26 protein-coding genes are annotated in these 26046 nt (G+C 62.6%); 14 read left to right on the top strand and 12 right to left on the bottom strand.

Annotation, left to right across the window (positions count from 1 at the left end; translation table 11 throughout):
- Positions 1-195: 195 nt before the first annotated feature.
- Positions 196-1479, bottom strand: a complete 1284-nt coding sequence (locus AC20117_RS24310) for a replication initiator (protein ID WP_418202247.1) — start codon at positions 1477-1479, stop codon at positions 196-198.
- A 614-nt stretch (positions 1480-2093) separates the two neighbouring features.
- Positions 2094-2495, bottom strand: coding sequence for an ArsR/SmtB family transcription factor (locus tag AC20117_RS24315; protein ID WP_074699783.1), 402 nt, complete (start codon positions 2493-2495; stop codon positions 2094-2096).
- Positions 2496-2914: 419 nt separating this feature from the next.
- On the opposite strand from AC20117_RS24315, the gene AC20117_RS10520 reads away from it, so the two are divergent.
- A complete protein-coding gene (locus tag AC20117_RS10520; protein ID WP_074699782.1) occupies positions 2915-3523 on the top strand; it encodes a recombinase family protein in 609 nt (202 codons plus the stop codon).
- 362 nt (positions 3524-3885) lie between these two features.
- Here AC20117_RS10520 and AC20117_RS23700 read toward each other — a convergent pair whose 3' ends face one another.
- Positions 3886-4023, bottom strand: a complete 138-nt coding sequence (locus AC20117_RS23700; protein WP_170837941.1) for a hypothetical protein — start codon at positions 4021-4023, stop codon at positions 3886-3888.
- Between the two features lie 233 nt (positions 4024-4256).
- Positions 4257-5201 carry a GIY-YIG nuclease family protein gene (locus AC20117_RS10525; RefSeq protein ID WP_211482285.1) on the bottom strand — a complete coding sequence of 315 codons (945 nt, stop codon included), beginning with the start codon at positions 5199-5201 and terminating at the stop codon, positions 4257-4259.
- Between the two features lie 635 nt (positions 5202-5836).
- On the opposite strand from AC20117_RS10525, the gene AC20117_RS10530 reads away from it, so the two are divergent.
- Genes AC20117_RS10530 through AC20117_RS10545 form a run of 4 tightly spaced genes read left to right on the top strand, consistent with a single transcriptional unit; the run spans position 5837 to position 7615 of the window.
- Entirely contained in the window at positions 5837-6100 is a 264-nt protein-coding gene (locus AC20117_RS10530; protein ID WP_074699780.1) for a hypothetical protein, read from the top strand.
- Positions 6101-6130: 30 nt separating this feature from the next.
- The gene (locus tag AC20117_RS10535; RefSeq protein ID WP_074699779.1) at positions 6131-6832 is read left to right on the top strand and encodes a hypothetical protein; all 702 of its coding nucleotides are present in this window, start codon (positions 6131-6133) and stop codon (positions 6830-6832) included.
- A gap of 4 nt (positions 6833-6836) precedes the next feature.
- On the top strand, positions 6837-7202 hold the full coding sequence (locus tag AC20117_RS10540; protein ID WP_074699778.1) for a hypothetical protein: 366 nt from the start codon (positions 6837-6839) through the stop codon (positions 7200-7202).
- A complete protein-coding gene (locus AC20117_RS10545; protein ID WP_074699777.1) occupies positions 7199-7615 on the top strand; it encodes a hypothetical protein in 417 nt (138 codons plus the stop codon). Before AC20117_RS10540 ends, AC20117_RS10545 begins: the two co-directional genes overlap by 4 nt.
- A gap of 972 nt (positions 7616-8587) precedes the next feature.
- Here the strand turns inward: AC20117_RS10545 and AC20117_RS10550 are convergent.
- On the bottom strand, positions 8588-8965 hold the full coding sequence (locus AC20117_RS10550; protein ID WP_074699776.1) for a hypothetical protein: 378 nt from the start codon (positions 8963-8965) through the stop codon (positions 8588-8590).
- 866 nt (positions 8966-9831) lie between these two features.
- Positions 9832-10050 carry a hypothetical protein gene (locus tag AC20117_RS10560; RefSeq protein WP_074699774.1) on the bottom strand — a complete coding sequence of 73 codons (219 nt, stop codon included), beginning with the start codon at positions 10048-10050 and terminating at the stop codon, positions 9832-9834.
- 588 nt (positions 10051-10638) lie between these two features.
- On the opposite strand from AC20117_RS10560, the gene AC20117_RS10565 reads away from it, so the two are divergent.
- The 4 genes from AC20117_RS10565 (at position 10639) to AC20117_RS23285 (ending at position 14452) form a co-directional block, all read left to right on the top strand.
- Positions 10639-11976, top strand: a complete 1338-nt coding sequence (locus AC20117_RS10565; RefSeq protein ID WP_074699773.1) for a site-specific integrase — start codon at positions 10639-10641, stop codon at positions 11974-11976.
- A gap of 373 nt (positions 11977-12349) precedes the next feature.
- Positions 12350-12829: a hypothetical protein gene (locus tag AC20117_RS10570; protein WP_139186751.1), complete on the top strand. Its 480-nt coding sequence runs from the start codon at positions 12350-12352 to the stop codon at positions 12827-12829.
- Positions 12830-12903: 74 nt separating this feature from the next.
- Positions 12904-14184: a CAP domain-containing protein gene (locus AC20117_RS10575; protein ID WP_074699771.1), complete on the top strand. Its 1281-nt coding sequence runs from the start codon at positions 12904-12906 to the stop codon at positions 14182-14184.
- 91 nt (positions 14185-14275) lie between these two features.
- Positions 14276-14452 carry a hypothetical protein gene (locus AC20117_RS23285; protein ID WP_158300452.1) on the top strand — a complete coding sequence of 59 codons (177 nt, stop codon included), beginning with the start codon at positions 14276-14278 and terminating at the stop codon, positions 14450-14452.
- Between the two features lie 18 nt (positions 14453-14470).
- On the opposite strand, the gene AC20117_RS10580 is transcribed toward AC20117_RS23285, so the two are convergent.
- The 3 genes from AC20117_RS10580 to AC20117_RS10590 form a co-directional block, all read right to left on the bottom strand.
- Positions 14471-14800, bottom strand: coding sequence for a hypothetical protein (locus AC20117_RS10580; protein ID WP_074699770.1), 330 nt, complete (start codon positions 14798-14800; stop codon positions 14471-14473).
- Positions 14801-14869: 69 nt separating this feature from the next.
- Positions 14870-15370, bottom strand: a complete 501-nt coding sequence (locus AC20117_RS10585; RefSeq protein ID WP_074699769.1) for a flavin reductase family protein — start codon at positions 15368-15370, stop codon at positions 14870-14872.
- A gap of 78 nt (positions 15371-15448) precedes the next feature.
- Positions 15449-16156, bottom strand: coding sequence for an ion transporter (locus tag AC20117_RS10590; protein WP_074699768.1), 708 nt, complete (start codon positions 16154-16156; stop codon positions 15449-15451).
- Positions 16157-16631: 475 nt separating this feature from the next.
- Between AC20117_RS10590 and AC20117_RS10595 the strand changes: the two genes are divergently transcribed.
- Entirely contained in the window at positions 16632-17504 is an 873-nt protein-coding gene (locus AC20117_RS10595) for a S1C family serine protease (protein WP_236777503.1), read from the top strand.
- An 89-nt stretch (positions 17505-17593) separates the two neighbouring features.
- Positions 17594-18613, top strand: coding sequence for an LLM class flavin-dependent oxidoreductase (locus AC20117_RS10600; RefSeq protein WP_074699767.1), 1020 nt, complete (start codon positions 17594-17596; stop codon positions 18611-18613).
- A 56-nt stretch (positions 18614-18669) separates the two neighbouring features.
- Here the strand turns inward: AC20117_RS10600 and shiA are convergent, their stop codons facing one another.
- Positions 18670-20037, bottom strand: a complete 1368-nt coding sequence (gene shiA, locus AC20117_RS10605; protein ID WP_074699766.1) for a shikimate transporter — start codon at positions 20035-20037, stop codon at positions 18670-18672.
- A 187-nt stretch (positions 20038-20224) separates the two neighbouring features.
- On the bottom strand, positions 20225-21484 hold the full coding sequence (locus AC20117_RS10610; RefSeq protein WP_211482284.1) for a LacI family DNA-binding transcriptional regulator: 1260 nt from the start codon (positions 21482-21484) through the stop codon (positions 20225-20227).
- Between AC20117_RS10610 and AC20117_RS10615 the strand changes: the two genes are divergently transcribed.
- From AC20117_RS10615 to AC20117_RS10625, 3 genes are read left to right on the top strand one after another with little or no spacing between them, the layout of a single operon-like run.
- Positions 21438-22541 carry a Gfo/Idh/MocA family protein gene (locus AC20117_RS10615; RefSeq protein ID WP_074699765.1) on the top strand — a complete coding sequence of 368 codons (1104 nt, stop codon included), beginning with the start codon at positions 21438-21440 and terminating at the stop codon, positions 22539-22541. The genes AC20117_RS10610 and AC20117_RS10615 overlap by 47 nt on opposite strands.
- Positions 22538-23407, top strand: coding sequence for a sugar phosphate isomerase/epimerase family protein (locus tag AC20117_RS10620; RefSeq protein WP_074699764.1), 870 nt, complete (start codon positions 22538-22540; stop codon positions 23405-23407). Before AC20117_RS10615 ends, AC20117_RS10620 begins: the two co-directional genes overlap by 4 nt.
- Positions 23407-25179, top strand: a complete 1773-nt coding sequence (locus tag AC20117_RS10625) for an FAD-dependent oxidoreductase (protein ID WP_074699763.1) — start codon at positions 23407-23409, stop codon at positions 25177-25179. The genes AC20117_RS10620 and AC20117_RS10625 overlap by 1 nt, the downstream gene beginning before the upstream one ends.
- 63 nt (positions 25180-25242) lie before the next feature.
- On the opposite strand, the gene AC20117_RS10630 is transcribed toward AC20117_RS10625, so the two are convergent.
- A complete protein-coding gene (locus AC20117_RS10630; protein ID WP_074699762.1) occupies positions 25243-26043 on the bottom strand; it encodes an IclR family transcriptional regulator domain-containing protein in 801 nt (266 codons plus the stop codon).
- Positions 26044-26046: the final 3 nt, after the last annotated feature.

Consider the following 26046-nt stretch of genomic DNA (forward strand, 5'->3'; position numbering starts at 1 on the left):
CCTTCGCCCATGCCTGTGCGACGCTCGGAGCCGTCCGAAAACGAAGGGGTTGCGGGATTATCGGTACCGGGCGACCAAGGCGTCTCAGAAGCTAAATGTCAGTGAGTTCTCATACGTTCAGTGCAGGACAACGACATTGATCGTGTATGCGAGGGTTTCGACCACTGACCAGAAGCTTGATCTCCAGCGCTGTGTTCAGGTCTTCTTTGAAATTGTTGGGCTTGAGTGTCTCCTGCTATGGCAGGAGTAGCCAATGCAGGTGAGGCTAGACCTGCCGGGGCGTCTTTTTTTGGTTTTTGTCCTGTGCGGTCGAGCGCTTGATTGTGTCCTTGAAACAAAATCTTCTATACATATCCAAGTGGCGGAGGTCGGCCGGTGGGCAGCGGGGGCTACCCGGTCATTACAGCAAGGCTCGGTGCCGGCACGAGTGGCCGCGCCAATACCGTCTGACGTTCGCAGTGGACCGGCTTCTGCCGATACAGGGCGTGGAGCCGCCACCGGTGCTCCATACGCCACGACGGCATCATGATGCGGCAGGAACTTGTAGATGATGTCTCTTGCCGGGATTTCGCGGGGCTGCATGTGCCGCTTCACGTAGGAAGCGCGACCTTCTCGCAGCGATGTGAGGGTGTGGACGGACCAGTTCCGGCTTCGGAAGAACGCCTTGCCTGTCCATCCGGCGTCTGTCCGCTTGTGGCGTGACCGAGCGGTGCTGGTAGTAATTTCACCGAGAGCGTGTTGCAGGTCAATGAGACGGTGGGCTGCGTCTTGTGCCAGCGCTACATGCTGGCCTCGCATGCCTATCGGAGGAAGCATGAACGGGGACATCGCGGTGAGGGTTTTGAGGACGTACTCGATACTCGTCGGCTGCTTAGGCGTGACGACCTCAGCAAGAATATTCGAGCCCCACTGCATCAGGAACTGTTCACCGGCCAGCAGCGTAGTGGTCTTGAGTTGTCTGAAGACGGATTCTATGACACCGGAGCGCAGACGGAAGGCCTTGTCGATGAAGGTCCCAAGGAGCCGCTCGGGCAGGTCCAGCGCAATAACCATGTGGATGTGCAGCATCCCGACCCCCCGTCGGTCTGGGGCACCAAACCAACGGACATCAACGTCGGTTGTACCACGAAGGGTTTGCGCCTCCTTCTTGACCGCTTTCAGGGTTCTGGTAATTAGTGTGGGCAGCAGAAAGTTCCGGCGGACATACTGGTCATAGTCGAACTCCTTGACGGGCGTTCCGAGGATCGGCGAGTCCGGTTCATGTACCGTTCCGCATCCGCATGGGTGGGAGACGTCATGGAAATGGAGTGGTCCACTTGAGGGGAGAGTCGCCGTGACTTTGACGTATTTCAGGTTTCGATTATTTAGACCGTCGTATCCGATGCGGACTGCATCACGGTGGAAGAGCCCGGAGCATGATTCACACTCGTTCCGAAACCGAGTGTTGCATCGGGTCTTATACACGTCGAGCAACGACATGCTCTCACTGTCGTACTTGGCAATGTGTACAGGATGTGAGCAAGCCGAGGTGACAGCGGCAGCAAAAGGTGGTGCGGCAATCGGTGAGACGTCCGCGTGTGAGAAAGAAGAAGCCAAAAAGAGTCCAACCCTCGTTGTTACGAAGCGGTTGGACTCCTGAATAATGCCCGAAGGCTTCTTAGGTGTCCGGTCCGGGGGAAGCGATCGGCGCTTCCTCCGGATGCAGCGGCTCGTTGCTGCATATGAGCTGACCCGGAGTCGCCGGAACCCAGCTTTTATCGGGGCCGGCTTACCAGACCGACACCGCACCGGGTTTGCGCGTACCCGGTGAAAGCGCCAGCGACCTGCTGGGCGGTGTTCTTCTCTTGGAACTCAATATACATCCGTTTATAGAGTGACTTTTTTGCTCAAGCGGATCGATGTTTAGCGGCACGATAGGAACAGTTTGCAGCCCGGGTTGGGCGTCAGATGCGTGCCGCCAAGCCGCTGATTACTGCCGTTGGCGCGTGGGATGGATACGGCCCCCAATCATGATTGTGACTGGGGGCCGTCTTCGGGTTGAGGCGCAGCCCGGGTGGTTCGCCCGTTTGACGCTTCACGCGCCGCTCCGAGGGTTACCTGCGCGCAGTGGAATTGTCTTGCAAGGAGGAAGTGCACCACCTGCCGAGCGAAACGAGAACATTCTCATTGATACGGTACTCGCGAGAAGTGGTGCCTGTGATCCTCCGGCTGTAAACGACTCCGGTACGGCGCAGTATGGCTAGTACGTGGGAACATTGCGGTTGACTTATGCCCATCAGGGCGGTGATCTCATTGACCGTTAGCGGACCAGCCCGAAGCAGATCTACGATCTCTGCTGCGCGAGAGTAGCTGAGGGACTTAAGAAGGACTGTAGGTGGCAATGCCGGCGCTGCCTCAGGACTCCCGGTACAAGCGGAAGTGTGAGGATTTTTCGGGATGGCCGGCTCAACGAAGATAGGTGCATGGGCAGTGAGATGGTCGTGATTAGCTGGCATGGAAGTAGCTCCTGACGAGGTTGGGCGACGAGATGAACAGGGTGTATTCCGCCGTTTGCCGGTCGGGGGCCTCACGGGTCCGCTTTCTGCGCCCTGTAGCGCTATATCAAATTTTAATTCGTATTCTGCAAGAGTTTTTTGGCGGATCAGAGTCAACAAAAGCCAGAGGCATGAGGGTTATTCATCGTCAGACAGGGACGCTCCGCACAGAGCTGCACAAATGGCCTCCGTCAAGGGAGAGGTCCAACGTCGATGGCCTAGCCTCTCCGTTTCAGCTTCGTTGGCCCGTCCAAATAACGATCGTTTGATGGATTACCGGGGCAGGGCGGGCCGAGTCCCCGAAATGGCGTCAGAAAGCCGTCCAACAATCAATGTCTAAATACTTGTAACGCCTGTAAGTTTCTGGATAGAGTGCGGGCATGACAACAAGATCCATCGCCACAGGCCATCTCGTCGGCTACGCACGTGTCAGCACCGGTGCTCAGGACGCGTCTTTGCAGATCGATGAACTGGAGCGGGCGGGATGCGTGCGGGTGTACACCGATCATGGCGTCAGCGGTGCCAAGACATCACGACCGGAGCTTGACCGTTGCCTCGACCGGCTGGAGCAGGGCGACACCCTCGTCGTATGGAAGCTGGACCGTCTAGGAAGGTCGCTCTCGCACCTGATCATCACCGTGGAGGACCTCGCCGCACGCGGTGTCGGGTTCCGGTCGCTGACCGAAGGTATTGATACGTCTACCGCTGCGGGCCGTTTGACGCTGGGCATCTTCTCGACACTATCGAGCTTCGAACGGGACCTCATTAGGGAGAGGACTACTGCTGGGCTGGCCGCAGCCCGTTCGCGTGGCCGCGTGGGAGGTCGGCCTCCAGTCATTGATCAGCGGAAGGGGCGGTCCATCCGCACGCTCTACACGGGCGGCGGGTACACGGTCTCTGAAATCGCGTTAGAGGTGGGTGTCAGCAGGGCATCCGTGTACAACTACCTCAAGGCGCAAGGCTTGTCCGGCGCCGCTACGCTCGCATGAGCGAGTATAAGATCCCCCAATACGTGCAGCGAGGTCATGCGCGGGACTCCTTGCGGCAGTCCCAGAACCTGACGAAGTCAGCCACGGCGAGGTGACCTGTATCTGCGTGCGCAGGGGATTTCCGTCGGGGCATGAGAAAGGCGGTCCCGAGGTGGGGGCGGCTTGGCTCCGGGTACTGGGCAGTTAAGAGGTAGCTGTCCGGCCGTTGATGAGCGCGGCCACGACCACTCCCAGTCGATCACCGCCACTAGCAGCTGGAAGAACAAGAACAACCGCTGCGGCGCGAGCACCAGCGCCCGTCCTCGGACCTGCCCCCCGCACAAGGTAAGCAACAAGAAGGCCGCCGCACCCGACCGCGATCATCAGCAGCGCGATCCATAGGGGAACGGCGGCTGTACCGTGTACGTCGAGAAATAGCCGAGCGCCAGCGAAGCTATACGCAGCAAGGCCACCGTTGCCGCAGCCACCAGCCGCAGCGTCCTCTGTCTGCGCACCATCATGGAATAATCAGACGGCCTTGGGGAGGAGTGTCAACCGCAATGGCCGATGGAGTGGAAGGTCGCCGAGGTGCTGCCCCCGGCGGCAGTCTGTAGAGTCATTCCATGCAGTGCGCCGACGACGTGGCACCTCGTCACACTAGGGCGTGTCTCCTACTGCTGCGCTCCGGATGACGACTGCCCGCAGACGGTTTGGCTGGTCTGCGTTCAAACCGCAGCCGGAGTGGGCGGCGCGATCAGTTCCTGTTGAGACCGAATTCGCGTGTCATCAGCGTCGCCTTGTAGTGGGACTCGGCTGTATGCACCTCAGAGGAAGGCGTGCTGGGCCCGAACACGCGGAGGAGGCTGAAAACGAAGTGCCGGGCATGCTCTGTCTTCGTCCCTGCCGCTTCCCCGGCCGCGCTGTGGCGGGCAAGCTCGGGGAGGGCGATGTTACCGCCGTGGCCATCGCGCGCGTAGGCCTTCCACCGACCAAGGATACGTTCGGAACCGTCGGCCTTGCCAACGTACTGCTTGCCGTTGCTGGAGTCCGTGCTGAGGTAGATGCCTTGGACCTCCGACAAGGCAACACGCCAGTCGGCGTAGCGGCGATGATCAACCATGTCGCACAGTTGGTGGTAGGTGAGCAGCACGCCGTCGAACCCCGGGAAGGGAACCTTGTCCCGGTCGGCAATCTCCAGCACGGGCATCCGCGCGGCTTTGGCGGAGGCGGCGCTCCGGTGCCAGCTGATGGGGCTGTCCCATTCGACCACGAGCCGGTCTTTGAGGGACGCAAGGAATCCTGACGGGCGCAGGTCGAAGTACCTGTTCTTCGGAGTGCGTTCTGCGGCTAACTCGCCGTGGTTCTCGTAGGTACCCCAGAGACGGGAGCGTTTTTGCCCGTCTCTAATGAAGGCCACCCAGTAGCGGGGAGGGTCCGAGGGGAAGCTGCGGGGCGAGATGTCCTGCTTTCTGGTGTAGGCGAGGACCCGCTCCTCGGTCCGGTCCTCCGGACCACGCAGCCCATCTGGCCTGAAAACATGGCGGATGACATGCACGTCCTCCGGCCGAATCGCCGGGTTATGGTCCGCTCCCATGCCGGTGAGCACATGATCGAGGGTGATGGAAGCAGGAGGAGCTGGACTGGCAGGGGCCGCCCTCTCCGCAGGAACAGAGAGAGCCGGAGACGGGAGATTCGACATGGTGATACCTTATGTCGCCGGCTCAGGCATTCTTGTGGTCAGCTGATCACAAAGGTCTATCTCGTCTCGGACGCGCGCAGGCGGCCTCTTCCGCATATCTCGCCTCCGCTGGAGGACTTGAGCACGACGTCAAGGGTGAGCACGGTGTGGGCAGCAATGGTCCAGCAGCGGAGCAACCACAGCTACCTTGGCGGTGAACGCCCGGTTCCAAGCCATTCAGCACGTGTGCCTTCCGGTCGGTACATGCTGCGCTGGACCGTGCGACGATTAGCGGCACGAACGCCATCTGAAGCAGATCACGAGGGTCAAAAAACAGCTGCCAGAGGATCAGTGCGGTAGCGACTGTCACGAAGAATCCGGCGAAGATCAGCTGCCACGGGAACGGCTTTAACGCCAGCGGCTTCCCCGTCCGCGTGGCGCGCAGCAGCGGCGGCATCCAGTCGGGCGGACGTTTGGAACGCATCGTGCAGGACGCGCCCCCGCAGTGCCGCCACGACGAGACGTTCTATGTGCGGTCCGTGAGCGAGGCAAAAGCGGGCTGACCCCGCAGGCCTCACCCCACCTCCGACCCCGACCGGTCCCGTACAGTGATTGTGGGAGGATTCCCCTGCGGGTCCCGGCACTCGGGGTAGAGCATGGTTGCTGAACGTCTGGTGGAGCAAGCCCATATCTGCCCCGGAGACGGGGTTGTCGTCGACGGTCTCGGGCTGACCATCCTCAGTGACTTCTTCGCCGAGGACTTCATTCCACTCTTGGCCAAGCGCCGCCCGTGGTCAGTGCTGCTCGATCAAGGCCCGCCCGAGTGGCACACAGCGGCTGCTGAGGCTGCTACCGCCGTCGGCTTGCCGTTCGAGATCAGGGCGGACTATCTGCCGGGCTACAAGTGGCCGGTCTTTTAATTGTCAACGACATTGGCTACGCTGAGCCGCATGGGGAATCAGTTGGGGATCAAAGAGCCGGAGCGCATGACGGCGACACTGCGAGTGGACGCGGGCCGCGACACTATCGATGCGCTGGTCCCCACCCTCATGGCCATGCGCTTTGCGCTCACGGCCCGCCTATACTCCGTCCTCGGCTGGCAGGATGTCCCACCGGACGAGGTGCACGGGCGCAGTTATCTTGTCGGCGGTCATGCTCACCTTGTCGTGCTGCACCAGCCACGCAGCCTCGACGCAATCCTTGTCGGCGGTTCCCACGACGGTGCCGAGATTCCGATGGATGTTCGCATCCCGCCGCTGACAATGGGCATCTTGTCCGGGACGGATTGCGACGGCGACGGCTGCTCCTGCTATGACCGTGGTGATGTGGAGGAGGGCGCCGAGGAGTGGTCCTGCTGGCAGCATGCGGGCCTTGCGCGAGACTCAGAGGGCAGCTGGCGCTGGGCATACTCTCCGGCCTCCGTGCGGGGCATTACGCGCGCCGAGCAGCGGCACCACGATCACGACGGCGAGGACCACGATGATGCTCATTGCTCGCTTTGCAGGCTCAATGTCTGGTCGGAGCGTACGACGCGACTTCGCCTGCCGGATGTGATCCGCGAAAACGAAGCTCGCCAACATGTGGAGAAATCTCCGCATTCTTCGCTCACCTGTTCGGCCTGCCGGGCTGACCTCCTGACGTCAAGGAGGTAGACCGTTGTCCCATGACCTGTACGATCGCGGCGGTAAACCTATTAATGGCGAAACCTTCGAGCGCCTGATGAAAGACCCGACATACTTCATGCTGGCAGACGACCGCGTCGTGTTGCCGGGACAAGACCGCCCCATTCGGATTGCCACGAAGTGGATTGGACTTTTGAAGACGATTACTGACCCGCTCTTCGTTTGTTACATCTACGGTGATCCGGAAACGGACGGCGTCGAGGAAATCTGCTCAGACTACGAAGACGAGGCCTTGTCGGTTCACGCCGCCGCAGTGAAGCGCTACGAGGACATTGCCGCAGTCCGCCGCGCTTATCTCGACAACGGCGGACCAGAAACTTTAATCGGCGGTGCGTTGTGAGACCGGTTGTCTCCGCTCGAACTCTCGCTGAGATCAAGGCCTTCGTCCTTGGCTCCATCGCTGATGACTTGGCTATGGCCTTCGAGGCTCAACAAGCCCTCGACGGTGAGCAGTGGGACTGGCAGCCGCATGCCCGGCTGTGCCTGATCGCCGGTGGCGCTGTCGCGACACCGTCATCGACACTTGCCTCGTTCCTCGTCCTCCATGCCTCCCCCGCCGTGGTCCGTGATGCCGCGCTGCGTGACCGCGAGCTCATCCTCATGATCGACCGCGAGCTGATCGTCGGCGAAGCGATGCTGCGCGTCCTGCACGGCCTGCTGAGCAAGTACGGCGAGAACATCGAGGGCTTCGACCCGAGTTGGCGCAGCAAGATCGAAATGGTCCTGCATGGCGCCGTGATCACAGTCAGGTAGCAGTCACGGTCAATTCGAGCCGGCGATAGGGCAGCGCGCCAGAGAAAACGATGCTATGGACACGCACGAAACTTTGCGAACCGCGGGGCGTCTTGACCGCAAACATATTATCTCCATTGCATAAGATTTAATGGCAAGCAGTATACTGGAGCAGTGGATGATGCCTCTCAGAGGTTGCCTTTCAAAATCCGCTAGTGATGAGATTGAAGCCCTCGGGAGTGATGCCCTGAGGGCTTTCTCTTTGTGCCACGGCCTTCAGGTAGCGGATGGGGCCTTTCCCGTCGGCAGCCTGCTGAGTCGTCGTCGGTGCGTTCGTAGTTTGCGGCGGAGATTGGATAATTACCGATGGCAGAATCATGAGCCGCTGCTCTCGGCCGCAACGAATTTCCCGCCGGCGTCGGTTTTCTTAGAAGACGCGGTTTTCGATTTTCAGCATAAAGCTGTTAGGCACCCCCGTACGCCCCATATGCTACGTGTCTGCGGTACCTGTCCCGCCCTCACTTCTAATCCCGTTTGTTTCTCCCATATATTTCTTCCTCATCTCTCGTCGTAGCAGCATTTGCAAGGACCATTCCTCGCTGCATTCGAGTGCGCGCTCCGCAGCTATGTACATCATCAGTGCATTCCGCATTGTGACATGTTCACGGCTCGTTCCTCTCTTACTGCGCGTCCCAGTACCCCATTTGCTTCATGCACCTCTAGACTCGGCCTATGGACGCTGCGCCCCGCATCTGTCGGAATCGAGGGCGGGTGCCGTTTCCAATTTGCACCGGCGGCGCCGATGATGAGTCCGGTTGGGATGAGAGCGTCCACAGGGCGCTGACCGGTCGGCAAGCATTGAATGTTTGCTGCACTAAACGTCGCGCCGGACTTCGAGACTCTGAATGTTTTGGCCGCATTGCTTGCGGAGTCTTCCCTGCGCCGTCAGATCGTTTCCTTGCCTAGGAGATTTGGCGATGCACCCGTGCCGGGCTACCTGCTGCTGCGTCCCGGCGCCGGGAGATCGCCCCACCAACCGAGCCCGGCCCTGTCGTAGTGCAGCCGGGCGGCGGCGGTGCCCAGTGGTTCTGCGACATCGAAGTCGGCGATGAACTGTGCGGCCTCGACCGGGTCCTCGCCCTGCATGGATGCACGTCGACGGACGAGCCCGACATCCGGTCCCCACGGCCAGCTGTAGGTGATGGCGAAGGCGTCCGGTGTCGACCATGCGTCGTGCACTTCGACGTCCTCCCATTGGGTCGGGCCTCCGTCGCGCAGGCGCTCAAGGCAGGCTAGCAGCGCTTCGTCCATCCACGACCTGTCGTGGCGGGCTCGCAGCTCGGCAATGAGGCGGGCAAGGCGGGGCACCATGCCTCGATGGTAGCTGCCCCAAGTCCCTTGCTAGGGATCGGATCGCTTCGTTTCCTAGGGAACTTGGCCGTGGACCGCCGCACTGGTGGCTGGTGATGGCGCCGGTGGTTCTCGGTCATCCGTGCAGTCCGGTGACCTCAAGGCTCCGGCGCTGAGGTTGGCTCGGTCAATGGGCGGGCGCCACGCGGCGGGCAGAGCGGATACGGCCTGCCACCCGTGGCAATTCGGTCCGTTTCATCTCGTCCTCTCTATGTGAATCCACGTTAGCTGTGCGCCGGTTTGACTGGCAGGGCCGCTGCCTCTTCGGGCCCGTCGTGAGGCGCCGCCGCCCATGCCGGGGAACCAGTATCAGCGGCCCAGCGCGTCCATCTCCGCCACGCGCTGGGAATAAGACCAAGCCGGCGAAGCGAGGGTACGGTCATTTATGGGACTGAACTGATAGGCCGTTTCAGCCATAAGGAGGGGACAGGCGCCGGGATGGTCCCCGATCGGGGTACTGAACCAGCTTTTCCTGAAATGACATAGATGGCCGGGCGGAACATCTCGCTCCGCCCGGCCCCTCAAGTAGACAGCGTGACGCCTATGCCGCCCGGTTGGCCTCAATGATGGCCGCCTTGGCGTTCTCCGCTTCCCAACGGACTGGCTGCTGTCGATGGCCGCTTCAGCACGCGCATCGTGCCCTGTGGGGCCAAGGTGCATGTCTAGGAAACACCTCGGGGCGGTGCCGCCGGTGAAGGTTTCCAGCTCGAAGTCCAACTGCTCCAGCTCGCTCAGCAGGTCGTACTTCCCTTGCAGGCAGGCGGCCGTCGCAAGACCGTGCGTTCGCGCCTGATGGTCACGATCTCCGTGATGAGGGTCCCGCCGCATTAGTCCGGGCCATTGATTGCAATGTCGTACCTCGCGACATCGTCGTCGTCCTGCATGGGGGAGGGCCACGAGTCGTCTGCATCGTAGGTTGCCGCGAGCTCCGCTGCGGGGAGGGAGTCGCGCCACGTCAGGTCCTCGGTCAGGGGCACGAACGCGTAGGCGACGGGATGGAAGTTGGCTGCCTTCGGGCAGAAGTCGTTCAACTCGTCGCGTGACATCCGGGCGGCTGTTGAAGAGTGCGCCGGTCACAGCGTTGCCCACTCCGGCGAAGTCCTGCGGGTCGCGGGCAAGCGTCTCTGCTACACGGTCGAGGTACTTCATGACCGCCTCTGCTTCGCGGTTCCGGTCGGCGATGGTGCGTTGGACCTGCGGATCGTTGCTGCTGCGGATGTGGACGCCGTCTTCACAATGCTCCTTCTGCATTGTCGACGGTGGTGGCGGGTACGTTCAGATTTTCCATGGTGATTCTCCTTGAATCGTGATGGACGGAGGTCCCCGCCGCACGTCGACGATGTCTGTGACGGCAGGGACCGGGATGAAAATCCCGTGGGTCAGTCGGCGAAGTGCCGGGCGATAAGTTTTAGGTCACGGACTATGTCCGGCGTGATGATGCAGGCGTGTCTTGTGCCCGTTGCGCGGCCGGAACCGAAAGGGCTTAGGTCTGCTGGCTCGGACATCTTTTATCGGCGCGGATTTGTAGGAAGATTGTTATTCTCCTCACGTTTTGTGAGTTATGGCCACAGGTGTGCGTCTTAGACTGGTGCCCTCATCACCTACATCACTGAAAGACATGGGGGGTCGTCGTCGTGACAAAAACGCGTCGAACAAAGGGGCTGGGATCGATCAGTCAGGCAGCCAAGGGCGGATGGAAAGGCGCCGTCAGCATCGACGGAAAGCGGAAGTACTTCTACGGCAAGACCAAGAAAGAGGCCGAAGCCAAGCGCAAGCATCTGCTGGCACACCCTGAAGAGGTGCGGGCGAAGCGGGCCGCTGCAAACAGAAATGGCGTAAGCGCCGACGCCGCGAAGGGTGGCTTCACCGTGTCGGCCATCGCCGAAGCGTGGCTGGAGTACAAGCGGAACGCCCTCAAAAAGCCCCACCGCCCCAAAACTGCTGGGGGATACCGCGACCACCTGCGGCTGCATGTGAACGACGCGACGATCGGCATCGGTGGACGAGATGCCCGCACCTTGGTCAGCGACGATGTGCGGATGTTCATTGATAGCCTGCTGAGGGCCAAGAGCCTGACACCCAATACGGTCAGGGGCGTCCACTCCCTGCTGCGCATGAGCTTTGAGCACGCCGTTTCCCAAGGCAAGGTGGATGCCAACCCAGTTTCCCTAGCCGATCGTCCCGACCCGGAGACCAAACGCATCCGCGAGCTCACCGAGGCTGAGGTAAAGGTCATCGTGAATCACCTGCGCGACGCTTCGGCGGGAGACCGGGCGCGCTGGTGGATCGCCATTTACATGGGCCTCCGTCCCGGTGAAGCCATTGCCATCGAGGAGTCCGCCATCGACTGGGACAAGAAGACCCTCCACGTCTACCAGCAGCTCCAGCAGGACAGCGTGTCAGGCAGGCTGGTCCTCGGGCCGACCAAGTCAGACACCTCCGACCGTCTCCTGACGATGCCGGACTTCATCGTCAATGCGCTGCATGAGCGGATGGCTGAGCGCGACGGTCAGCGGCAGGCCCGGCTCGATGCGGGCAAGGAGTGGCAGCGGTGGCAGGACGCCTCCGGTCGTGAGCCAAACTTTGTCTTTACGCAGGCCAACGGGCAGCCCATCCGTCCCCGGCTCGATACTACGCGCTGGAAGCAATTACTGGTCGGCGCGGGACTGTACACGCTGCATCCAAGCAAACTGGACAGGAACGGCGCCGCGGTCAAGGTGCCCCGTTCGATACCGAGGTATGCTTGCCGACACTACGCCGCCACTTGGATGCTCGGAAAGAAAATCGAGATGCAATTCGTCTCCCGGTACCTTGGCCATGCGGACGTGGGGCTGACCATGCGCACCTACGCCGCCAAGAGTCTGCCCGGCATGGAAACGCTCGGGCAGCGGATAGGCAAGGCCTTCGCCGTCCAGCACGCGACAGGGGTTGAGTGGGACGAGGAGCTCGGGGAGGAGGTCCACATCTGGTAAGGATGTCTCCCTCTAAGTTCCCTCTATATCGACCCCACAAATGACCCTTGAGGGAGTAAATCGGCTCCTGTACCTCCTTCAAATCCGCGGAAACACAGGATATTGACAAGAATCGCGCACGTAAGCGTCTATCTTGTAAACAGGGGGTCGCCGGTTCGAATCCGGCAGGGGGCTCCACCGCGAGAGGCTTCGGTTCCTGAACGTTAGGGACTGGAGCCTTTTCGTTTTGGCGGGTCCCGCTAACGCGGACGCCCTGATGGTCGCCGCATGCGGCCCGGCCGGTGGACGGCGACTTTCCCCAAAGCTCATCGAGGGGAAGAATGAAACGATGACGGACGCGCAGGTTCATGCGATACCGGGGGAGGGCTGACCGGTGAAACCTGTGCCGGTCGGAGTCATTCTGGTTATCGGCGGGACAGTCATCGGCGCCCTCGTCGGCGCAATCTACGGGTTCGTGCCTACAACATTATTTGCGTTCGCCAATTCGCCGACAATTGGCCGCGCCGGTGGCGTCGATATGGGGCAGTTTGCCTTGATTCTCGGTGCCGTTGCTGGAGCATTCATGGGGATCACGGCCAGCGTCGCATCGATTACGGCTCTTCTCATCACCGGGCGCTGGTTGCAGGGCAGGCGGTGGATCAGGGCGGCCGTTGCCGGAGCCGGGGCAGTGCTGGGTGCAGCTTTCGCGTTCATCGTGGTGATGACGGTGCTGGGCGGCGGGGCGCCAGCCTGGGCGGACCTGCCCTCGGCTGCACCGGTCTTCCTCTCGACGGCAATTTTGGCGACCGTGGCCGTGCGGCTCGTGGACCAAATATCGGGAGCAAAACCGGACACGCCGGAGCCTCATCCTTGACCAGAGAATGAAAAATGGTTAAAGGATTCCAAAAAACGTTCCATCACGGGAAGTAAGCATCTAAGCTTCTACTTGTGCAAAAAACTGTTAAACCATTCATTGCCTTGGCTGTGCTGCTGATGATGCTCCTGTCGGGCATGGGGCCTGCGTCCGCGGTGACCCGGACGGCCAGCGACCCCTTCGTCAAAGAGGTGCTGCGCCTGATCAACGAGGAACGGGCCGGCCACGGACTGTCGCCGGTGGTCTGGAACCAGAGCGTCGGCAACGTCTCCCAGCAATGGGCGGAAGAGCAGAACAACCGGATCAACAGGGACACATACAGTCTCTCGACGATCCACCGTCCCGGGTACGGAAGCCAGCAGATCCCCGACGGTTACGACTGGTACACGGAAATCATCGGCATCAACAACAACGCCCAGCAGATTGTGGACTGGTGGATGAACTCTCCTGTGCACAAGGCAGGCATGTTGAGCCCAAGCGCCACGGACATCGGCATCGGCTACATGAAGACGACCAAGTCCGGCTGGTACGGCATGTACGTCGTCGTCGCCAATATCGCGGGCTATCCCGACACACGCGCGGAACTGCCGCCGCATCCTGGTATCGACATGGCGTCCTTCAAGGACGGAGACATTGCCGCCGTCGATTCCGCCGGAAACCTGTTCGCCTATCCCACCGCCTTTGGCGGCGACCTGTGGAAGCGCAGCTATATCGGCTCCGGGTTCACGGGGGCGCTTGAAGTTGAAGTTGCCGACTGGAACGCAGACGGCATCCAGGACATCGTTGCCAGGTGGAGCTCAGGGAAGCTGACCGTGCATTACGGGCTGGCACGAGGAGGTCTGGCAGCTGCCCGTACCGTGGGCAGTTCCGGCTGGGCCAACTACGACATTACCGTGACCGATTGGAAGCAGGGCGACCTGTATCCGGCTATCGTCGCCAAGAACCAGTCGAACGGCAGGCTCTATTACTACAACAATCCATACGGTGAACGGCACGGTTCCCGCACTCTCATCGGTGCCTCGGGATGGGCGAACCTGGAAATTTTCACCCTCGACTTCGACTACGACGGCAGGATGGACCTGATCGCCAAGACACCGCATGGCCAGCTGAAGCTGTACCGCACCAATGGCAACGCAAGGTTCGTTTCCGAATACCGCAGGATCATCGGCGCGTCCGGCTGGAACACCATGCACCATTTGTCATCCATCAACAATCACTTGGGAAATGGCAGGCCGGGCATTCTGGCGCGGGACAAGTACGGGAACCTGCATCATTACCCGGTCTCGCCGAACCTGGTCAACCGGCGCAGCACCATCGGCCAAGGCGGCTGGGACACACTCATGCTCGGCAGCTAGCAGCGGGCCTGCTCCGTCCAGCTTTCGCGGTTTCGCCCAGCGTCTCGGCAGGTCCGGCTTATAGTGGCGGAAAGAGCCAAGGAGGCGGATTGTGAGCGAAGACAAACCGGAACTGGATCCGGAGATTGACCAGCGAGAAGACGGCGTCGTTATTGAACCCGGGTCGGAGATCGATGAGGACCTGCAGGACACGGTGCCCCCGGTATCCGGGGGAACTAGCGACGGAACGTCAGACGGCGGTGCCCGCAGCGCTGAGCCGCCGGCATAAGGCCAGGCGCCCGTCCGGTCAGGAAGCCTTGGCGATGGACGGGTAATGGCTCCAGTTGCCATGGTCCACTTCGAGGACCCTGCCGTGCTCGCCGTAGAGGACGTTGACCGATTCCCCGAAGTACTCGCAGTCTTCATCCGGGCAGGTGTCCGAGAGGTCTCCGGCGTAGTCGTTGGCGAACCGCTGCTCCCATTCGTCTACTTTGCCCATGGCCCAGGGGTTGCCCTCATCCGCCAGGGCTTCAAGCTCTTCGATGCTGTAACGCCGGCCCCGCTGAGGATGCCGGGCGGCTGCCGTGTCGACGCCGCGTTGCAGTGATCCGGTGCTGGGTGTGTTCTTCGTGGTCATGCTCCCAATTTACGTCCCGCTACTGACAGTATTTGTTCCCTGCGTCGGCGCGTCCGGTATCAGGGACGCTCAGGGCGAGTGTCCGGCTTCCAGGTCCAGCACCTGGGAGAAGTGCAGGGGCTCCATTCCCGGATCAGCTTCTACCTGGGAAGGAGCCAGCAGGAAGCCCACATGGTCGCCCAGATCAAACCGGTCCAGAACGTCCGCGATCATTCGGCGGGGGCAGTCCGTCAGGACCGGGACGCCGCCCGGTCCCGGGCGCCAATTGCAGGAGGCGAACTTGTCCACCTCGTCGCCGGTATTTTCCCCGAACAGGGCCGCGAGCTCCCGTTGGCCGGAGCCGGGGACGTGAACGCCGAGCACGGTGGCGTACTCCGCCACACGGTAGGTGTGGTTCTGCTTTGACAGGCACACGATGAACCTGACGGGGCTGATGCTGCACTGGGTGGCAAATCCGACCAGGCAGCCGGACAATGACGTATCGCCGCCTTCGGCCGAAGCCGCCGTGACAATGTACATCGGATAATCGAGCCCGGCGACAAAAGCATCCGTGTCCACTTCAGTACTCATGCACTCTCCCGCCGCTCGTCATGCCAAATACCGGTGTCCGGACCTTTCGTTTCCATCCTACGGGCGTGCCGTGCCGGTCTAGGAGCCGTCTTCGACGTGGGACAGCACGGGTTCTTCAGCGCCGCTGCCACGGAGGAAGAACGCGCCGACGGCGCCTGCCAAGGTGGCGAAAACGGCCACCGAATAGACGGCAAGCAGCACTTCCAGCAGCCGCGGGAAGCCATCCGCGGCAGTCAGCTCGCTGCCGGTAATGGTCGACATGGCGGCTTCATGCAGGGCATCGCCATAACGCTCATAGGAGCCGGAGACATAGAGCAACTGGCTGGAGACCATGATCACCATGGCCGTGACTGCGGCCAGCCAACCGATCCGGCTCGAAAGCAGCCTGCCGGCCGAACGTCCGCCGCGGATACCGGCCGAGAGCACACTGCCGAATCTGGCCAAACGTGCCGCCCGGAATACCCGGAGCGCCTGCAACGCACGGAAAAAGCGCAGGAAGGGCACCAGCAGGAAAATGATCTGCCACCAGTTGCGCTTCCAGAACCGGCGCTGGAATCTGGCTATATAGGCGCGCAGCAGGAATTCCGCGACGAAGATGCCCCAGAACAGCCAGCCAAGAACCGCCAGGAACGTCAGCAGCCCGGGCTGGGTGGCCAGCATCTGGCCGAGGACGACGAACACAAACAGCAGGCCCAGGACGCCCATCGGCCGGTCGAGCCGGGCAGCCAGTGACTCGGCGCGGTCCAGACGTGCCGCTGTTTCCAGATCGTCGCGTGGCTGCGCCATGTACCCTCCAGCTCGTCCGTGCTGTGAAGGCCCGCTCATCTACCGGACCATTCCCTGCCAACGCTAGCGACTGGACAGGGCCTCGGCCAGCCGCTGAATCCAGGTCCTGCCACGGCGCGGGCCGGTTTTGCCCATTCTCCGTTTGGGCCTTGACGCCATCACGACGACGGCGTTGGCTGGTGACAGTGCGAAGGAGACAACGATGCGGCTGCATTTCCAGTCAAAACCAATATCCAGCGGCTCGTCTGCAGACAGCGATGGCAGCGAGGCCGGCAGCGCCACGGAACACAGCCGCAACGTAAGGCGGACCGGCGCAGCGGCCGCGGTTGCCGCCGTCGTGCTTCTATCAGGTTGTACCGCAACGGAGCAGGAGCCGGGCACGCAGACGGAGGGCGCAGTCTCATCCCCTGCAACAGGGGAGGCGCCCGAGCAAGGTAGCAGGGAAGGCGTCTCCATACCGGACATAGTTGCGAGTGTGGAACCGTCAGTGGTGACCATCTTTACGGAGAGAGGCGGCCTGGGCAGCGGCGTTATTTACAGCGCGGACGGTTTGATCCTGACGAACGAACATGTGGTCCGCGGGGCCGATGAAGTTGAGGTTGGTTTTGCCGATGGCAAGCGCGAGGCTGGCACCGTAGTGGCGGAGGATCCCGTGACGGATCTGGCCCTGGTCCAGGTAGAGCGGACCGGGCTGCCCGCGGCGGAATTCGAGCCGTCGCTGCCAAGGGTGGGGGAGCTGGCGGTGGTGATCGGGTCTCCGCTCGGCTTCGCGAATACGGCGACGGCGGGGATCATCTCGGGGCTGCACCGCGAGATTCCCGGCTCGGCTTCCAACAGCCAATCGCTGGTGGACCTGATCCAGACCGATGCGCCGATCAGCCCGGGCAACTCGGGCGGGGCGGTGGTCAACAGCGAGGGGAAAGTCATCGGCATCAGCGAGGCCTACATTCCGCCGCAGGCGGGGGCGGTAGCGCTGGGCTTCGCCATTCCGGCGGCGACGGCAATGGAGGTTGCCGAACAACTGCGCGAGGACGGCAGCGCCGAGCACGCCTTCATGGGACTGGGCCCGGCGGCCATCACGCCCCAGATCGCAGAGCAGCTTGGCCTGCCGGATACGCAGGGCGCCCTGGTGCTGTCCGTTGTGGACGGCGGTCCGGCGGCGGAGGCCGGACTGGAGCCCGGCGACGTGATCGTGGGGCTGGGCGGCGAAGAGATCCGGACGCCTGAGGACCTGCTTGCGGCCTTGCGCGGCCTTGCGCCGGGGGACGAGGTGGATGTCGAGATCAGCCGGGGCGGTGAAGCCAGCCAGGTGACCGTCACGCTCACGGACCGGCCCTCCGCCGAATGAGGCGGAGGCACGGAACGCTGCATGAGGGCAACCCACCAGCAGAACGGGGCAACGCGGAGCAGCCGGAATAGAACAGGCTGCTGGCCGTTATGACTGGTGTGCCGCTGACGAAAATTCCCGTATCCATTCTCGACCGTGCCAACTCCCGTTCCGGAGGAACCGAGGCGCAGGCCTTGAGCGCGACGGCGAATCGTGCGCGCCGGGCGGAGGAACTGGGCTACCACCGGTTCTGGGTGGCCGAACACCATAGCGTGCCGGGGATTGCGGGCTCGGCACCGACGGTCCTGATGGGGATCATTGCCGCCCGGACGGAGCGGATCCGCGTCGGCTCCGGCGGCGTAATGCTGCCCAACCACCAGCCGCTGGTGGTCGCCGAACAGATCGCGACGCTGCAGGCGCTCTTTCCCGGCCGGATCGATCTTGGCGTGGGCCGCTCCGTGGGGTTCACTCCCGCCGTCCGGCAGGCGCTGCGGCAGGACAAGGACGGTGCGGACCGCTTCGAGACGGATCTGGCCGAGTTGCTGGAGTTCCTGACCGGGGAGGCCGCCATCACCACCCGGCCATACGACGGCGGTGCTACGCCGCCTTTCGTGCTCGCCACGGGCCAAGGTGCCGACATCGCAGCCAGGGCGGGACTCGCCGTCGTCGTTGGTGGTCCTGCCTACACCGGGCGCATGGGCATGCCGACGGCGCTGGCCCGGTACCGGCGGAACTTCCGTCCCTCCCGGTGGTATCCGGAACCGTATGTGATCGTTTCGGCCAATGTCGCCGTGGCGGCGACCGCCGGGCAGGCGCGCGAGCTTCTTCTCCCCGAGGCCTGGGCGCTGGCACAGTCCCGCACCCGCGGCGAGTTCCCGCCGTTGGAACCGGTGGAAAGCGTCCGGTGGGGCCAGCTGACGGGGCGGCAGCAGAAGCTGATCGACGAAAGCCTTGCCTCATCGATCTACGGCAGTCCTGAGGATGTCGCGGAGCAGCTCGCCCGCTTGCTCGACGCCACAGGCGCCAACGAGTTCATGGTCACCGGGAACACCTTCGATCCGGCCGCGCTCGCAGACTCGGACGCCAGGCTGGCGGAGCTGATGGGGCTGCACAGTCGCAGCCCCGCTTAAACCGGACCGCTCCCGTTGCAATGAACGGGAGCGGTCCGGTAGGGGAGTGGCAAGGGTCAGGACTGGGAGACGCGGCCTGCCAGTTCGGAGGCATCGTCGGGGATGGACAGTGCCGACCGTTCATCGGCTATGTCCGGTGCATCTTCCATGCCGGACGACTTCATGAAGTAAGCCACCAAGCCGGAGATGAGGCACCCGGCGGCAAGGTAGGCAGCCACCAGGTACCAACTGCCCCCGCCGAAGCCGACTAGCGCTGCGGCGATGAAGGGGGTGAAGCCGCCGGCGATTGCACTGGCCACCTGGTAGCCCACGCCTGCGCCGCTGTTGCGGTGCTCCGCGCCGAACATCTGGGTGATCAGCGGCTGCTGGACGCTGACGGCCATGTCGTGCGCAACGTTGACCAGCAGAATGGAGAAGACGATGACGCCGACCAGGGAACCGGCCTCTAGGAAGATGAAGAACGGCACGGAGCTCAGGACGCCGATCACGCTCGCAGCCAGATAGATCTTCCGGCGTCCGAACCTATCGGATAGATACGCGAAAGTGGGAATGCTGATCATGCCGATCGCGCCCACTATCAGGCCGATGTTCAGCATGAAGCTATTGTCCATGCCCAGCGTGTTCACCGAATAGCTCAGCGCGAACGTCGTCACGATGTACATGGTGAACAGCTCGATCAGGCGCAGGCCAATGATCTGGAAGAAGGCCTTAGGGTTCTCTTTGATCGCGTTGACGATCGGCAGCTTGTGCTTGCCTTCCGCACGCACTTCTTCTGCGGGAGCTTCGAACGTTTCCACGACCTTGCTCCGGATGATCAGGCCGACGCCGACCAGCACGATGCTGGAAATGAAGGGTATGCGCCAGCCCCACTCGACGAACTCGTCGCCGGCAACGTTACCCATGATGGTGACAAAAGCGGTAGCGAGCATCAGGCCTACGGAAAAGCCGATCTGGACGCCGCTGGAATAGAGCGCCTTTTTGCCCTTAGGCGCGCTTTCCACTGCCATGAGGGCGGCGCCGCCCCATTCACCGCCGACGGCGAAGCCCTGCACGGCACGCAGCAGCACCAGTGCCAGCGGAGCCAGCCAGCCGATCGTCTCGAAGTTGGGGATCATGCCGATGCCGGCCGTGGCGAAGCCCATGATCGTCATGGTTATCACCAGGGTCCGCTTGCGGCCAATCCGGTCGCCGTAGTGCCCAAAGACCAGGCCGCCCAGCGGACGGAAGAGGAAGCCGACCCCGAAAGTGGCGAACGCGGCCAGCACACCGATGGCGGGCGAGACGTCCGGAAAGAACTGGGTGTTGAAGACTGTGGCGGCAACGAGGCCGTAGAGCAGGAAGTCATACCACTCGATGACGGCACCGGCGAAGCTGCTGACGGCCGCGCGCCGGGCCTGCACCTGGGGGTTCTGAATCTTGGTCATAGGCTCGTACTTTCACTAGGGATGAAGTCTCTTGTGCGCATTGTGAACAGCTGTGCGCTTTGTGGACTGCTAAGTGATGATAGTCACCCCAAGGCGTGCGGGTCAACACGTGGCCGTTTGGTCAGGAAACAATCAGCCGCCGGCAAGCCGGCACTGAATCTCGTCTATGCTGTGTTCCGCAAGGTCTCTAGCGTGCAGCCGGGCCGGTGGAATCCCGGACCTGCAAAGGCGTAGCCAGGCTGAGCCGCCGGGGCTGAGGCCGGCCATTGATTGCGTCAAGAAGCATGTCGACCGCCGCCCGTCCGGCTTGCTCAACAGGAGCTGAAAGGCAGGTTAAGGGCGGTTGGCAGAAATCCGAGCCGAAGGCGTCGTCATAACCGACGACGCTCACCTCTTGCGGCACCGGAACTTCACGCTGCCGCAGGCGCTTAAGGACACCGATCGCGAGCTGGTCGTTGAAGGCGACTATGGCAGTTGGCTTGCTAGCGAGCGCGACGTCGGCAGCGGCGGCTCCTTGCGTGACTGTGGGCATGAACGGGCCCGTCCTGACTAGTTCGATTCCGGCTGCCGCCGCTGAGCGGGACAACCCCTGCCACCGCTGAGTGTCGGACCAGGCCAGGCGGGGACCTGCCAGGTAAACCACCCGCCGGTGGCCCAATGAGACGAGATGTTCAATCAGTTGCCGACTGCCGTCCATGTGATCCGTGGTGACACTGCTCAGCCCGTCCGCTTCTCGATTGAAGAGCACTACGGGCCTTTTGCGATTCAGTTCCAGCAGTTCGGCGTTGGAACTCCAGCGTGCGGCAATGATGAAGCCATCGACGCTGTCCATCATCCGCTTGATGTGGGTGCGCTCCATGTCGGCGGACTCCTCGGCGTCGCTAAGGATGGCGGTATAGCCCGCTGCCCGCGCCTGATGGACCGCACCTTTAACCAGGCCCGCATAGAAGGGGTTGGCGATATCCTGCACAAGTAGGTCCAGTGTCTTGCGTTCAGAGCCGCCGGCTGGGTCTGTCAGGGTGCTCGGCCGGTAGCCGAGTCTTGCAGCGACGGCATGGATATGTTCCAGCGTCTGGAAGTTTACCCGCTGGGGGTTGGCAAAGGCCCTAGAGACCGTCGATGCCGCTACACCGGCTTCCTTGGCGATGTCGTAAAGCCGTACAGGCTTGGGCAAGGCCGTTGGTGCTGCAGGTGCGGTCTTGGTGGTGGGGTGCAGATTTGTGGCATCAGCGGCTTCGGGTGTCGGGGTGCGGGGCCGTGAAGTGTGGGTCATCATAGGACTCCTCAGCAAGGCAGGCAGGTCTGGTCCAGCTATCATTTTGGCACGATTTGGCAATTTTCTTGCCGGTCGTTTCCATGCCGTGCAACCGTTGATGCACATCGTCTTGAGGAGCATGGCTATGGTTTCACCGCAGAAATCCGTGCACACAATCAGAATCGGCATCATCGGTGCCGGCTACATGGGTAGCCAGCATGCCAGTTTCATTTCCCGCCAGGAGGGCGTGGAACTGACCGCCGTCGCGGATCCGTTCAGCCGGACTCTGGCCGGAGCCACCGGCGCCGCCTACTTCAGCGACCATCGCGAACTGCTGGCCTCGGACATGGTGGACGGCGTCATCATCGCCAACCCCAATGCCGCCCATGTGTCGACTGCGATCGATGCCTTGAACGCCGGTATCCCCTCGCTGCTGGAAAAGCCGCTGGCTACGTCGCTGGAAGAAGTGCAGTTGCTGATCGGTGCGCAACGCAACAGTGCCACGCCAGTGCTTGTCGGCCATCACCGCCGGCACCATCCGGCCGTGACTGCTGCCCGCGCCGCCATCGCCAACGGCGAGCTTGGCAAGATCGTGGCAGTCAACGGCATGTGGCTGACCCGCAAAGCGGACACCTACTTCGACGCCGCGTGGCGCCGCGAAAAGGGGGCAGGCATCATGCTGATCAACGCCGTGCATGACCTGGACCTGCTGCGCTTTCTCTGCGGCGAGATAGTCTCAGTCCAAGCCATGGTCAGCAACACAGCCCGCGGCCTCGCAGTCGAAGACACCGCCGGATTTGTCCTGCGTTTCGCAAACGGCGCCGTTGGTTCCTTTATCGCCTCCGATGCGGCAGTGTCGCCGTGGACATGGGACCAAGCCACCGAAGACGACGCGACTTTCCCGTACAACCGGGGCTCCTTCTGCTACTCCATTGCCGGCACTGCAGGCGCGCTGGGTTTCCCACAGCTGGCATGCCATTCGTATTCGAGCGAACTGGTTCAGTCGGGCCGCGCGGACTGGAACCACGAGCTGAGCCTGCACTACCTGAGCCGGGACAGCGGGGATTCCTATACCAATCAGCTCCGGCACTTCGCCGCCGTCGTGCGCGGCGAGGTGGCTCCGCTGATCACTGTTGACGATGCGGCCCGCACGCTCGCCGTGATTCAAGCGTCCCAGCAGGCCGCAGCCAGCGGTACCGCCGTCCAACCTCAGCTCGTTTTCACCACGGCAGGAAGCGCCGCGCCATGAAACACCCTCTCGCCCTGTCCGCTTTGACCGTACTGGAGCTGACTCCGCCCGAGATGGTCAGCTGCGCGGCCGAAACCGGTTACGACTTGGTTGGACTCCGGCTGATTCCCGCGACCCCCGAGGAACGCCGCTATCCAACTATCGGCCGTACCCGCATGGTGCTGGAGACCCGGAAACGGCTAGATGAGACGGGCATGAAGGTCTGGGATGTTGAAATCCTGCGGCTCAAGCCGGAAACAAGCGTGACCGCCGACTACGAGGCGTTTCTGGAAACCGGGGCGTTTCTCGGCGCCAGCCAAGTGCTTGTTGCCGGCAACGACGGCGACCGCAGCCGCCTCGCGGATAATTTCGCCGCTCTGGCCGAACTCGCCCAGAGCTACGGGCTGACGCCGAACATGGAATTCATGCCGTGGACCGAAGTCAAGGATCTGGCAGACGCTGCCGACCTGCTGCACCAGGCCGGCCATCCGAACTCGGGCCTGCTAATCGACTCCATCCACTTCGACCGTTCGGCCAGCTCTGCAGAAGACATCGCCGCGCTGCCGCCGGAGTGGTTCCGCTACCTGCAGCTCTGCGATGCTGTCGCCGAACGCCCGGAGACAACCGAGGAACTGCTGTACCAGGCCCGCGTCGGCCGGTTGCTGCCCGGCCAGGGCGGGCTAAATATCCTGGCCCCGCTGCGTTATCTACCCGAAGAACTGCCCATCTGCATCGAAGCGCCGGTAGTTACAAACGTTCCCGTGCCACCACGCGAACGTGCCGCCGCTGCACTGGAGGCCGCTCGCACCACCCTGTCCAACCTCGACGGCGTGCCCCGACCTAGCCGCGCACCGGTACCTGCCGCTTCACAGAACAAGGAAGACTGATGAGTAATACCGATACTCCCCCCTCTGAACGCCCTGCACTGGATTGCGACGTTCTGGTCATCGGCTCCGGGGCCGGAGGCCTTTCCGCCGCTGTTACCGCCGCCCACCATGGACTGAAGGTCATCGTGGTGGAAAAGGCGACCGTCTGCGGTGGGGCCACTTCCTGGTCCGGAGGGTGGGCCTGGACGCCTGGCAACCCGCTGGCCAAGGCCGATGGAGTGAACGAGGACACGGAAGAGTTCCGTACCTATTTGCGCCACAGGCTGGGGGATAATTACCAGGCGGATAAGGTCGATGCCTTCCTCGAGGCCGTGCCGCACATGGTGGGATTCTTCCAGAACCAGACGTCCCTGCAGTTCGTCCCCGGGACCAAAATCAGGGACATCTACGGCAAGACCCCCGGTGCCGGCACCGGCCACCGCTCGGTCGGCCCCAAGCCCTTAAACGCCCGCAGTCTCAAGCCCGAGTTGCGGGCCAAGATGCGACACCAGCTTTACGAGACGTCCTTCCTCGGCATGGGCATCATGGCGGGACCCGATCTGACCAAGTTCCTCTCCGCCTCCCAGGGCAGCATCGCGGGCCTGTTCCATGCGGCCCGCCGGTTCACTCCGCATTTATGGGACTTGCTGGTCCACCGCCGGAACATGCAGTTGGTCAACGGAACCGCGCTGACCGGCCGGCTGATGAAGTCTGCAGACGATCTCGGCGTGGACATCCGCGTCTCTACCCCCGCCCGGAGCCTGCTTACGGATAACAGCGGAAAGGTGACGGGCGCCGTCGTGAGCTCCCCGGAGGGAGAGCTGCGCATCAAGGCGGCCCGGGGCGTTGTGCTGGCGGCAGGCGGGTTCCCCAACGATGTTCAGCGCCGGAAGGGACTGTTCCCGAAGACGCCGACGGGTGCAGCGCATTGGTCCCTGGCGCCCAAGGAGGCTAACGGAGATGGCATCAGCCTGGGCCAGTCCGTCGGCGGACACTTCAAGACGGACGTCCAGTCCCCGGCGGCCTGGTGCCCGGTTTCGCTGGTGCCCTACCGCAGCGGCCGGGTGGGAACGTTCCCCCATATTATGGACCGTGCGAAGCCTGGCAGCATCGGCGTGCGTGCCGACGGCCGGCGGTTCGTGAACGAGGCCAACGGCTATTACGACTACGTCTCAGCCCTGATCGGGTCCACACCCGACGGGGAGGAGGTGCAGTCCTGGCAGATCGCCGATTCGGTCTTCGTGCGCAAGTACCCGCTGGGAATGGCGAAGCCGCTGCCGGTACCGCTGTTTCCGTACCTGCGATCGGGATACTTGATGAAGGGCCGCACCCTGGAAGATCTCGCCGCCAAGTGCGGGATCGACCCAGTGGCACTGAGGGAAACGGTTGAGCGGTTCAATGAGAACGCCCGCAAGGGTGTAGACCCGGACTTTGACCGCGGCGGGACCGAATTCAACCGCTACGGCGGCGACCAGAAGGTCAAGCCAAATCCCTCGCTGGCCCCGATTGAGAGGGCCCCCTTCTACGCGGTCCGTGTGGTGCCTGGCAGTTTCGGCACTTTCGCCGGGCTGGAGGCGGACGGCCGTGCACGGGTATTAAATAGCGACGGCGAGCCCATAGAAGGTCTGTATGTCGCCGGCAATGACCAAGCCAGCGTGATGGGCGGCCATTATCCGGCTGGGGGAATCAACCTCGGACCGGCTTTGGCGTTCGGCTACATAGCCGGGCGGGATCTGGCCGGCGCCACCAGCTACGAAGACGACGGAAGCGTACAGACGGCCTCACCGGCATGAGCCCGGAACACGGTGATCCACCATCCTGCTGATGGCCGCCACCGATGGTCTGTCGGCCAGGGACTACTGTCTTGCGCCACGTCCGCCGAAGTCGTCGGCGATACGCTCCGCCGCCGCTTGCAGTCGGGGGAGGATTGTTTCGGCGATGGTCGCCTCCGGACCGCGGTGGGTCTGCAGCGAGACGTTGAGCGCGGCGATCAGGTCGCCGCCGCGGCGTACCGGAACCGCGAGCCCGCGCAGGCCGTCGTCGAGCTCCCGGGAGACCAGGGACCAGCCGCGCTCTGCCGTGCGTTCGACCTCTTCCCGCAGCTCGGCGATGCTGCTGACAGTGTGCTGCGTGTACTGCGTGATCTCGATACCGTCGAAGAACGCTTCGCGGCTGGCCAGCGGCAGCCCGGCGACGAGTACGCGGCCCATCGAAGTGGCCCAGGCCGGGAACCGGGTTCCCACGTTGACGGATACCCGGAGCATCCGCGGGGCCAGCACCCGGGAAATGTAAACCACATCGGTGCCGTCCAGGATGCACAGCGATGCAGTCTCATCCAGGTCTACGGCGAGTTGCTTCAAGTGCGGTTCGGCGATTTGCGGCAGGGTCAGGCTGGAGAGGAAAGTGGCGCCGATATCCAGCGCGCGCGGCGTCAGCTCGAAGACGCTGCCGTCGTTGCGCAGGTAGCCCAGGTCGGTCAGCGTCAGCAGGAACCGCCGTGCCGCGGCGCGGCTGAGGTCTGCCTTCGCGGCGGCCCGGGTGATGGTCAGGCGCGGTTCATCGGCGCTGAAGGCCAGTAGGACTGCGAGGGTCTTCTCCGCCGACTTGACCCAATAGGCAGGGGTCTCCTCGCTGACGGCTTCGTCGAGCTGTTCCATGGT

The organism is Arthrobacter crystallopoietes, from assembly GCF_002849715.1.
GTDB classification, from domain to species: Bacteria; Actinomycetota; Actinomycetes; order Actinomycetales; family Micrococcaceae; genus Crystallibacter; species Crystallibacter crystallopoietes.

Excerpts from the sequence above, each read along its gene's own strand:
- AC20117_RS10530 (WP_074699780.1), top strand. The coding sequence starts at position 5,837 with ATGGTTGCTGAACGTCTGGTGGAGCAAGCCCATATCTGCCCCGGAGAC.
- AC20117_RS10615 (WP_074699765.1), top strand. The coding sequence starts at position 21,438 with ATGGTTTCACCGCAGAAATCCGTGCACACAATCAGAATCGGCATCATC.
- AC20117_RS10525 (WP_211482285.1), bottom strand. The coding sequence starts at position 5,201 with ATGTCGAATCTCCCGTCTCCGGCTCTCTCTGTTCCTGCGGAGAGGGCG.
- AC20117_RS10610 (WP_211482284.1), bottom strand. The coding sequence starts at position 21,484 with ATGATGCCGATTCTGATTGTGTGCACGGATTTCTGCGGTGAAACCATA.
- AC20117_RS10535 (WP_074699779.1), top strand. The coding sequence starts at position 6,131 with ATGGGGAATCAGTTGGGGATCAAAGAGCCGGAGCGCATGACGGCGACA.
- AC20117_RS10625 (WP_074699763.1), top strand. The coding sequence starts at position 23,407 with ATGAGTAATACCGATACTCCCCCCTCTGAACGCCCTGCACTGGATTGC.
- AC20117_RS10590 (WP_074699768.1), bottom strand. The coding sequence starts at position 16,156 with ATGGCGCAGCCACGCGACGATCTGGAAACAGCGGCACGTCTGGACCGC.
- AC20117_RS10520 (WP_074699782.1), top strand. The coding sequence starts at position 2,915 with ATGACAACAAGATCCATCGCCACAGGCCATCTCGTCGGCTACGCACGT.
- AC20117_RS10630 (WP_074699762.1), bottom strand. The coding sequence starts at position 26,043 with ATGGAACAGCTCGACGAAGCCGTCAGCGAGGAGACCCCTGCCTATTGG.
- AC20117_RS23700 (WP_170837941.1), bottom strand. The coding sequence starts at position 4,023 with ATGATGGTGCGCAGACAGAGGACGCTGCGGCTGGTGGCTGCGGCAACG.
- AC20117_RS10585 (WP_074699769.1), bottom strand. The coding sequence starts at position 15,370 with ATGAGTACTGAAGTGGACACGGATGCTTTTGTCGCCGGGCTCGATTAT.
- shiA (WP_074699766.1), bottom strand. The coding sequence starts at position 20,037 with ATGACCAAGATTCAGAACCCCCAGGTGCAGGCCCGGCGCGCGGCCGTC.
- AC20117_RS24310 (WP_418202247.1), bottom strand. The coding sequence starts at position 1,479 with ATGTCGTTGCTCGACGTGTATAAGACCCGATGCAACACTCGGTTTCGG.
- AC20117_RS10580 (WP_074699770.1), bottom strand. The coding sequence starts at position 14,800 with ATGACCACGAAGAACACACCCAGCACCGGATCACTGCAACGCGGCGTC.
- AC20117_RS10560 (WP_074699774.1), bottom strand. The coding sequence starts at position 10,050 with ATGTCACGCGACGAGTTGAACGACTTCTGCCCGAAGGCAGCCAACTTC.
- AC20117_RS10620 (WP_074699764.1), top strand. The coding sequence starts at position 22,538 with ATGAAACACCCTCTCGCCCTGTCCGCTTTGACCGTACTGGAGCTGACT.
- AC20117_RS10550 (WP_074699776.1), bottom strand. The coding sequence starts at position 8,965 with ATGGTGCCCCGCCTTGCCCGCCTCATTGCCGAGCTGCGAGCCCGCCAC.
- AC20117_RS10600 (WP_074699767.1), top strand. The coding sequence starts at position 17,594 with ATGACTGGTGTGCCGCTGACGAAAATTCCCGTATCCATTCTCGACCGT.
- AC20117_RS24315 (WP_074699783.1), bottom strand. The coding sequence starts at position 2,495 with ATGCCAGCTAATCACGACCATCTCACTGCCCATGCACCTATCTTCGTT.